This window comes from Bradyrhizobium sp., from assembly GCF_049798375.1.
In the GTDB taxonomy this organism is placed as follows: domain Bacteria; phylum Pseudomonadota; class Alphaproteobacteria; order Rhizobiales; family Xanthobacteraceae; genus Bradyrhizobium.
In genome coordinates this window covers 1-4,901 of sequence record NZ_JBARGP010000102.1, presented here as the reverse complement: position 1 = coordinate 4,901, position 4,901 = coordinate 1, and the positions used below count along the sequence as shown (strand labels likewise).

The window sequence follows — 4,901 nt, the reverse complement described above, 5'->3', positions numbered from 1 at the left end:
GCTTGAAGGGGTATGCGCAGGCGGGCGAGGTGTTTCGCGACGTCAACGTGCCGAGCAAGGCGTTCGGTGAGCTGGTCGAGGCGATCAGGCACACGCCGTCGCTGTCGTCAGATGAGGCCAAGGCCCTGATCGAGAGCGAAAAAAATCTCGTGGTGCTCGACGCACGGCGGTTCGAGGAATACGGCACCATGAGCATTCCGCGCGGCGTCAGCATGCCCGGCGGCGAGCTCGCCTTCCGCGCGCGCGAGATCGCGCCCTCGGCCGACACCACCATCATCGTCAATTGCGCCGGCCGCACCCGGTCGATCATCGGCACGCAATCTCTGATCAATGCCGGCCTGCCCAACAAGGTCTATGCGCTGCGCAACGGCACCATCGGCTGGACCCTGGCAGGCCATCAGGTCGCGCGCGGCAAGACCGATCGCTTCCTGGAGCGGCCGCAGGCGAGCTATGCCGCCGCATTGACCGACGCGACGAATTGGGCCGCGCGCGCCGGCGTGCAAGTGCTCGATCGCGCGACGTTCGAACGATGGCGCGCCGAGGCTGATCGTCGCACGCTGTATTGCTTCGACGTGCGCACGCCAGAGGAATACGCCATGTCGCATCCGGCCGGCTTTGCCTCGGCGCCCGGCGGTCAACTGGTGCAGGCGATCGACGAATGGGTCGGCGTGCGCGGCGCGCGGCTGGTGCTGTCAGATGACGACGGCGTGCGCGCGCGCATGACCGCGTCATGGCTGAAGCAGATGGGCTGGGATGCCGCGACCGTCGGTCCTGATGTCGTTGCATCGACTGAGACCGAGATTCCGGCGCCGCGGCGGCCGGCGCTGCCGAATGTCGGCGCCGCCGCGATCAGTGTAGACGAGCTCGCTGGCAATCCTGCCGCATGGACCATCGTCGATCTCAGCCGCAGCCCGGCTTATATGGCCGGCCACATTCCCGGCGCGCATTTCGTGTTGGCATCACGCTTCGCCGAAGGCCTTGCGAAGCTCCCCGGTGACGGCGCGATCGTACTGACGAGCAATGACGGTGCCGAGGCGTGCTTCGCGCTGGCCGACGCCATAACCGCAACGACGCGCGCCGTGCGCGTTCTCGCCGGCGGCACGCGGGCCTGGACCGCCGCAGGTCACCAGCTCGAGCGTAACAGCAGCTCGTTGATCTCGACAGCCGACGACGTCTACAAACGTCCCTATGAAGGCACCGACAACGCGGCCGCAGCGATGCAGGCCTATATCGACTGGGAGCTGCAGCTGGTGGCCCAGCTCGCCAACGATTCGGTATCGAACTTTCACGTGGTGTAGTTTCGTAGGGCGGGCAAAGCGAAGCGTGCCGACCACTAACACACCAGTTCAGTAGTTCGTCTCGGTCACTTGGCGCCGCTCAGGCGCACCAGGTTTCCTGTAGATGTGACCAGACCGGTGTCGGGCGGTCTGCGCGCTTGAGTAACAGGCATGGCGGCTCCGGATCTCGGTATCGGCTGTCGCTGCTTCCATGCACCATGTTCCTCGTGGAGGCATTCGGGAATAAAAGCCGGCGTTCGTCGTTCATGTCATGGGGCCAATCGGCCGCGCGAGGTGAGAGCCGCAAATTGCGATGTGGATGAGACGCGCTGAGATGGCTTCGTCGGCGTCTTGCAACTGGCGGGGCTCGCGCCGTTCCTCTAAGGAGTCCTGCCTTGGGGTCGTGCTGATAGCGGTGAGCTCCACATCGTGGGGCGCGGGGGTTAGGCTGAGGGACATGCGCAAGAACGAATCCGACGAGATCAGGCGCCGTCTGAGGGCCGAGGACAGCCGCTACATCACCAGCCGCTCGCCGTTCTATCATCCGGTGCGCATGCTGGCGCGCTACGCCACGCGGATGAATGCGGTGCTGAAGCCATCAGGCATCGACGTCCCGCGCTGGCGCGTGCTCACTCTGCTCACAGAGCAGAAGGTGATGACCGTGTCCAAAATCGCGGAGGAAAGCGTGGTCCATATCTCGACCATGACCAAGACCATCACCCGGATGGCCAGCGAAGGTCTGGTGAAGGTGCGGACATCGAGCACCGACGCCCGCGCGACCGAGGTCATGATCACGTCGGCCGGACGCAAATTGCTTGAGCAGAGCCGCGAGAAGGTCAAGGGCGTCTTCAAGGAGTCGCTGCGTGGCCTCTCCAAGACCGAAGTCAAGCTGCTCAACTCGTTGTCGGCACGAATCTTCGAGAACCTGGCGCCTTAGAACGCTGCCGTTGCCGTCATTGCGAGCGAAGCGAAGCAATCCAGTCCCGATCTTGGCATCCTGCACACAAACTGGATTGCTTCGTCGCTCGCGCTCCTCGCAATGACGGCAGCTCCTGCAGAGCTCAGCGGCGCTGGTTGTAGACGTCGATGCAGACGGCCCCTAGCAGCACCAGGCCCTTGATCACCTGCTGATAGTCGATGCCGATGCCGAGGATCGACATGCCGTTGTTCATCACGCCCATGATCATGGCCCCGATCACCGCACCGCCGACGCGCCCGACGCCGCCATAGGCCGAGGCACCGCCGATGAAGCAGGCCGCGATGACGTCGAGCTCGAAGCCGAGCCCCGCCTTTGGCGTGGCCGTGTTGAGCCGCGCGGCAAACACGAGGCCGGCCAGCGCTGCCAGCGCACCCATGTTGACGAAGGTCAGGAACACCAGCCGCTCGGCCTTGATGCCCGACAGCTTCGCCGCCTTGGCGTTGCCGCCGACCGCGTAGATCTGCCTCCCGACCACAGTGCGCCGGGTCATGAAGCCGTAAAGCGCGATCAGCGCCGTCATGATGACGAGCACGTTGGGCAGGCCGCGATGCGACGCGATCAGATAGGTGAAGTAGAGGATGGCGCCGGCGAGGATCGCGTTCTTGACGACGAACACCGCATAGGGCTCGACCTCGATGCCGTGCGACTGCTCGCGCGAGCGGCCCTTGACGCTGGCATAGACCAGCGCCAGCGTCAGCACCGCGCCGATCGCGAGCGAGGTCGGATAATGCGTACCGGCACTCGGGAACAGCTCCGGAATGAAGCCCGACGACAGCTTCTGGAAGGTGCCGGGGAACGGTCCGACCGACTGCCCCTGCAGCAAGGCCAGCGCCAGCCCCTTGAACACCAGCATGCCGGCAAGCGTGACGATGAAGGAGGGTATGCCGAAATAGGCCACCCAATAGCCCTGCGCCGCGCCGATCACCGCGCCGACCACGAGGCAGACGAGGATCGCCATCGGGAAGTTGAGGTGGTAGTTCACCATCAGCACGGCGGCGACCGCGCCGACGAAGCCCGCGACCGAGCCGACCGACAAATCGATATGGCCGGTGACGATCACGAGCAGCATGCCGAGCGCCATGATCACGATGTAGCTGTTCTGCAGCACCAGATTGGTCATGTTGAGCGGCTGCAGCAGCGTGCCGTCGGTCATGAACTGGAAGAACAGCATGATGACGAACAGCGACACCAGCATGCCATAGCTGCGCAGATTGTTCTTGATGAAGCTGCCGTGCGCCTTTGGCTCCGGGAGCGAAACCGTCTTGTCAGTCATGGTCAAACTCCTCCCACCCGCATCAGGCGGTCGTCTTGTTGATTGATGATGGCTTCATTGCGCATGATGGCGCGCATGATCTTTTCCTGCGTGGCCTCGCGGCCTTCGAACTCGCCGACGAAGGCGCCGGCGTTCATGACGCAGATCCGGTCGCAGATGCCGAGCAGTTCCGGCATCTCCGACGAGATCACCACGACGCCGCGGCCGGCCTCCGCCAACTCGTTGATGATGGTGTAGATCTCATACTTGGCGCCGACATCGATGCCGCGCGTCGGCTCGTCCAGGATCAACACCTTGGGATCGGTCATCAGCCATTTCGACAGCACGACCTTCTGCTGATTGCCGCCCGAGAGCTGGCCAACCTCCTGGTAGACATCGGAGGAGCGGATGCGCATCCGGGTGCGATAGCCGGAGGCGGCCTTCAGCTCGGCGATGTCGTCGATCACCCCGTTTGGCGCGACCTGCCTGAGGCTCGCCAGCGTGATGTTCTTGCGGACGTCCTCGGCGAGGATGAGCCCGAGCTGCTTGCGATCCTCGGTGACATAAGCGAGCCCGGCGTCGATCGCCGCCGGCACGCTCGACAGGTCGACGTCGCGGCCTTCAAGGCTGATCTGCCCGCTGATCCGGGCGCCCCAGGCGCGGCCGAACAGGCTCATGGCGAATTCGGTACGGCCGGCGCCCATCAGGCCGGCGATCCCGACCACCTCGCCGCGACGGACCTGGAAGTCGACATTCTTGATCACCTGGCGATCCAGATGCAGCGGGTGATAGACCGACCAGTTCCTGACCGTCAGCACCGGCTCGCCGATCTTGGGCGTCCGCTCCGGAAAGCGGTGCGCCATGTCGCGATTGACCATGCTCTTGATGATGCGATCCTCCAGGACCGGCTCGGCGCGGCAGTCGATGCTGTCGACGGAACGGCCATCGCGCAGCACCGTGATGCGGTCGGCGACGCGGGCGACCTCGTTGAGCTTGTGCGTGATGAGAATTGAGGAGATGCCCTGATTGCGAAACGCCACCAGGCGATCGAGCAGCGCCTGGCTGTCCGCCTCGTTCAAGCTCGCGGTCGGTTCGTCCAGGATCAAAAGCTTGACCCGCTTGGACAGTGCTTTCGCGATCTCGACCAGTTGCTGCTTGCCGACGCCGAGATCGGTGATCAGCGTATCCGGCGATTCCTTCAGGCCCACCTGGGCGAGCAGTTCCTGGGTGCGCCGGTAGACCGCGTTGCGATCGATGACGCCGAGACGCGACGGCGCATGCGACAGGAAGATGTTCTCCGCAATCGACATCAGCGGAATCAGCGCCAGTTCCTGGTGGATGATGATGATGCCCAGCGCCTCGGAATCATTGATGTCGCGGAAGCGCCGCTCCT

The 4,901-nt window shown here is 64.2% G+C and carries 4 protein-coding genes; 2 read left to right on the top strand and 2 right to left on the bottom strand.

The window, feature by feature from the left end:
• On the top strand, positions 1-1,298 hold a 1,298-nt coding region (locus WA702_RS04750; RefSeq protein ID WP_425109381.1), incomplete at its 5' end, for a rhodanese-like domain-containing protein.
• A gap of 436 nt (positions 1,299-1,734) precedes the next feature.
• The gene (locus tag WA702_RS04745; RefSeq protein ID WP_425109380.1) at positions 1,735-2,214 is read left to right on the top strand and encodes a MarR family winged helix-turn-helix transcriptional regulator; all 480 of its coding nucleotides are present in this window, start codon (positions 1,735-1,737) and stop codon (positions 2,212-2,214) included.
• A 124-nt stretch (positions 2,215-2,338) separates the two neighbouring features.
• Here the strand turns inward: WA702_RS04745 and mmsB are convergent, their stop codons facing one another.
• Together mmsB and WA702_RS04735 are read right to left on the bottom strand one after the other, a co-directional pair.
• The gene (gene mmsB, locus WA702_RS04740; RefSeq protein ID WP_425109379.1) at positions 2,339-3,529 is read right to left on the bottom strand and encodes a multiple monosaccharide ABC transporter permease; all 1,191 of its coding nucleotides are present in this window, start codon (positions 3,527-3,529) and stop codon (positions 2,339-2,341) included.
• Between the two features lie 2 nt (positions 3,530-3,531).
• The coding region (locus WA702_RS04735) for an ATP-binding cassette domain-containing protein (protein WP_425109378.1) at positions 3,532-4,901 on the bottom strand (1,370 nt) is incomplete at its 5' end.